The organism is Clostridium psychrophilum (genome assembly GCF_018861705.1).
Classification (GTDB): Bacteria; Bacillota; Clostridia; order Clostridiales; family Clostridiaceae; genus Clostridium_AD; species Clostridium_AD psychrophilum.
This window is the reverse complement of the sequence record NZ_JAHLEC010000180.1, coordinates 1-3,894: the sequence shown is the minus strand read 5'-3', so window position 1 is coordinate 3,894 and position 3,894 is coordinate 1. Positions and strand designations below refer to the sequence as shown.

Annotated in this window: 4 protein-coding genes; 3 read left to right on the top strand and 1 reads right to left on the bottom strand. The window is 32.8% G+C overall.

All coding sequences use genetic code 11. The features are described from left to right. Positions 1–161 precede the first annotated feature (161 nt). From KPL38_RS18515 to KPL38_RS18505, 3 genes are all read left to right on the top strand, one after another. The gene (locus KPL38_RS18515) at positions 162–878 is read left to right on the top strand and encodes a CoA transferase subunit A (RefSeq protein ID WP_216290610.1); all 717 of its coding nucleotides are present in this window, start codon (positions 162–164) and stop codon (positions 876–878) included. A gap of 14 nt (positions 879–892) precedes the next feature. Beyond that, positions 893–1,546, top strand: a complete 654-nt coding sequence (locus KPL38_RS18510; RefSeq protein WP_216290609.1) for a 3-oxoacid CoA-transferase subunit B — start codon at positions 893–895, stop codon at positions 1,544–1,546. A gap of 109 nt (positions 1,547–1,655) precedes the next feature. Next, complete coding sequence (locus tag KPL38_RS18505) at positions 1,656–2,873, top strand: hypothetical protein (protein ID WP_216290608.1); 1,218 nt, start codon at positions 1,656–1,658, stop codon at positions 2,871–2,873. Positions 2,874–2,983: 110 nt separating this feature from the next. Here the strand turns inward: KPL38_RS18505 and heR are convergent, their stop codons facing one another. Then, positions 2,984–3,769 carry a heliorhodopsin HeR gene (heR, locus tag KPL38_RS18500; RefSeq protein ID WP_216290607.1) on the bottom strand — a complete coding sequence of 262 codons (786 nt, stop codon included), beginning with the start codon at positions 3,767–3,769 and terminating at the stop codon, positions 2,984–2,986. Positions 3,770–3,894 lie beyond the last annotated feature (125 nt).

The following is a 3,894-nucleotide window of genomic DNA, read 5'->3' as shown; positions in this document are numbered from 1 at the left end:
TTTTTGCAAAACATAGTAATCCTCCTCTACGTACTGATTTTGATATTATTATATCATAATTACTACGTTTGGAAGTAATTACAAGCTTTTTGTGGGATAATCATAATATTTGTTTATTACTAAATAGTATATTATAAAAACTTTTGGAGGTGTGCAGAAAAATGGCAAAGATTAATACAGTACAAGAAGCAGTAGAAAATATTAAAGATGGTATGAAAATTATGACCGCAGGTTTTTTAGGTGTAGGTGCTCCGCTAAAGATTATAGATGCATTATCAAAGACTGGTGTTAAGGATCTTACACTTATTCAAGCTGTATCAGCTCATCCAGGAGAAACTCACGATATTGGTAAACTTGTAGCAAATAAACAAATAAAAAAATTTGTAGGTGCACATATTGGAACTTGCCCTGAAATCCAAGAACAATACAAAGCAAGTACATTAGAAGTTGAATTTATACCTATGGGAACTGTAGTAGAATGCATAAGAGCTGGTGGAGCTGGACTTGGTGCAGTGGTAACACCTACAGGAGTGGGAACTGTTCTTGAAGAAGGTAGAGAAAAAATGGTGATAGACGGGAAAGAATATTTGGTTTATCCACCAATAAAAGCTGATGTTGCCATAATCAAAGGTTATAAAGCTGACAAACTTGGAAATATTCAATATAGAGGCACAACTAAAGGAACAAATACAATTATGGCACTTGCTGCTGATTTAGTTATAGCTGAAGTGGATCAAATTGTTGAAGCAGGTGAAATCGCACCGGATAGTGTTGGAACACCGGGTATATTAGTAGACATAATAGTTAAAGGCGATTCTTTAGAAGCTAGAAGAAAATATTTTGAAGAGTTATGGATAAGAACTAAAAAAATAAAATAGGGAGGGGTAATAAGATGGATAGTAGAGAAATAATTGCTCGACGAATCGCAAAAGAATTTAAAGATGGAATGGTTGCTAATTTAGGATTCGGAATACCAAATATGGCTGCAAACTATTTGCCAGATGGAGTGAAAGTAACACTTCAAGCAGAAAATGGAGCTTTGAATTTTGGACCAACTCCTAAAATAGGAGAATCTGATCCGGATTTAGGAAATTCAGGTGGAGCCCCTATTACTTTATTGCCAGGTGCATCAACATTTGATATGGATCTTTCCTTTGCAATAATAAGAGGAGGACATGTTGACATAACTGCCTTAGGTGCTTTAGAGTGTGACCAAGAAGGTAATATTGCTAACTGGATGATACCAGGAATATTTGCACCAGGTATGGGAGGTGCTATGGATCTTTTAGTAGGAGCAAAATGTGTAATATCCGCTTTAAGTCATAATGATAAAAAAGGAAATTCAAAGGTGCTAAAGAAATGTTCATTACCACTATCCGCTGCAAAATGTGTTGACATTATAATTACAGATAAAGCGGTCATGAAAGTTACAGATAAGGGCTTAGTATTAATCGAAGTGGCACCAGGTTTAACTGTTGATGAAGTAATAAAGTGCACTGATGCTGATTTAATAATAGATTCTGATGTTAAGGAAATGGAAATATAATATGTTTATATAGAAAAATGAAGTTTAATAATAAATGAATATATCATGTCTATAGATATTATGCATATACAAAGGATTTATGGAATAGATGAAGGGAGATTATTATTGTATGGAAGTTAATATAGAAAGACGATTCAAGAATCCACTGGTTAGTGGAGCAGTTGCAGTAGTTATAACTTTTTTAATTGCTTGCATAGGATGGCCTATCTGGGGACTTATTGTAAAAAGTATTATAAGTAATTTGGCTAGTGTAGGACTCGCACAAGTAGATGCAGCGGCAAGAGGCCAATATATTAAAGATGTTACAGAAGGAACGTTCTTCTGGATGTCTATCAATTCATGGGTATGGCTTACTCTTTTATTTGGTAACTATGGTAAATATGCAAAGGGTAAAAAGCAACCTATTGCTGGGCTAAGATATGCTGCTATAGCATTCTTACTTGGTGCAGTTGCTATGCTTGTTATGATAGGTTTTTTAGGGATATGGTGGAAGCCATTTAACTTAGCTACTATGTTTGTGCCTCAGACTGGCGCGCAAGTTTTACTTGCTACAGAAGGATGGGCTGTAGCTAACTTCTATGCAGTGCCTGTACTTATTTGTCAGATTCCGATTGTATCAATATTCGAGAAATGGCCTTTTGCAGGTAAAATAGCTGCGCCTTTAGATGGATTTGGTGTTATGATGACAACAACAGTTTTTGCAATACTTGTATGGATGGCAATGGTTATTCCTAGTTTCTTAAAATTACAATTAGGTGGAGAAGTTGCAATTATTGCACCTATGGGATCTTGGCCATCAGTATTAGCCTTCTGCCAAATTTTTATATTCCTATTTTTATTCCCTGGAATAGGTGGAGAGCAGTATCCTTATAAATTATTTACAAAAAGGCAACCATGGAAAGGTTTAATTGGTATCTCTATTTCTTTGGTAGGAGCATTAGCAATTAGAGGTATTTTGAGAGTAGTTCTTAAGCCAACGAATCTTCTTAACGGACAACCGGTAGATCTTGTAATTGCTTCATTGGTTTTATCTATTGTCACTACAGCCCTTTTATGGCACCACCAATTTTTCGATTATCCTGGAGAAGATAAGATTAAAAGCTCAGGAGCAAGATTTTTGATAAGACTTGCAATTGTAATAGTGGTTGGAACTATAATGGGATTAATATGGATGAAGTTTTATAAAATGCTTCCATTTGGAGGTAATGATATGGGACTCGGTTATGCAACACTTGGTATAATCGCTGGACAATTTGTATTTATGATGCCATTTCTATATCTGAACACCTTTTTTGACAAATGGCCATTAATCAAACAAGTTAAATAATTTATCAGAAAAGTAGCTATTAAATATTATTATATTTAATAGCTACTTTTTATTCCCAATAGGGTATTTTATGAGAGAAACGAATTTGATATTTACATCCTAATATTATATTAGTGGGGCTGCATTACACCTGAAAAAACAAGCCATGCTAATACCGATTTTGCTACTAAACTGAGAATTATATAACCTCTTTCTCCATAGATATAGTTTTTCCATTTTCCTATCTTTAAATATTGTAGGATCATATTAATAGGAAACAAATTAAAGAATATAAAATATGAAGCAAATACTGCATAAACAAACCATGGTACTTTATCTAAGCTTGAATTACCAAATGCATACATAATTATTATAATCCAAGGTCCAAAACCAGCTATAGCTCCAAATATAAATGCATACCAATCTGTTTTTTTTGTATGTTGGTTTATTCTTTCCATTAGCAATCCAAATAAATTCATTGAAGCATTTAAAACAAATATTGCTATTAAAAGACCAATATCATATACCCCAAATAATAAGGCAATTAAAGTTATCATTAAAGATGAACTAATGGAATATTCATACCATCTAAATGGATTCATCCCTTTCTCTATATTACGATTATAAACATCATTTACTTTAGGCATTACAATTAAGAAATGAAATAGTGCAGATATTAATAAAAAAAGTGAAACACCTATAGCAAATGGAACATCGATTATCTTTTGATTGTCAGTTATGAGCCTCATTGTACTAGTGTCAAATTTCAAAAAATTCGAATATACTGGAAGTTTAAAAGCAATAACCTTTTCAATTGTTAAAGCAAAAAATAACATCAGTGATCCTTGGATAAAGTGTAAAAATCCCATAATTAAATTAAATTTGCGAAGTGATTTGAATTCATTATTATTTTCCATTTTAAAACTCCTTTTAATATATATTATGATTAAGCCACAAAAAGCTATATTTTCTCCGGTAGGAGTTAAGCTATTTCAAATTTTAGGCTATGCCTCTTGAAAATATTGTAAATTAATATGAAAAT

What these genes read in the sequence shown, in the direction of transcription:
- KPL38_RS18515 (WP_216290610.1), top strand. Translation starts at nt 162, where the DNA reads ATGGCAAAGATTAATACAGTACAAGAAGCAGTAGAAAATATTAAAGAT.
- KPL38_RS18505 (WP_216290608.1), top strand. Translation starts at nt 1,656, where the DNA reads ATGGAAGTTAATATAGAAAGACGATTCAAGAATCCACTGGTTAGTGGA.
- heR (WP_216290607.1), bottom strand. Translation starts at nt 3,769, where the DNA reads ATGGAAAATAATAATGAATTCAAATCACTTCGCAAATTTAATTTAATT.
- KPL38_RS18510 (WP_216290609.1), top strand. Translation starts at nt 893, where the DNA reads ATGGATAGTAGAGAAATAATTGCTCGACGAATCGCAAAAGAATTTAAA.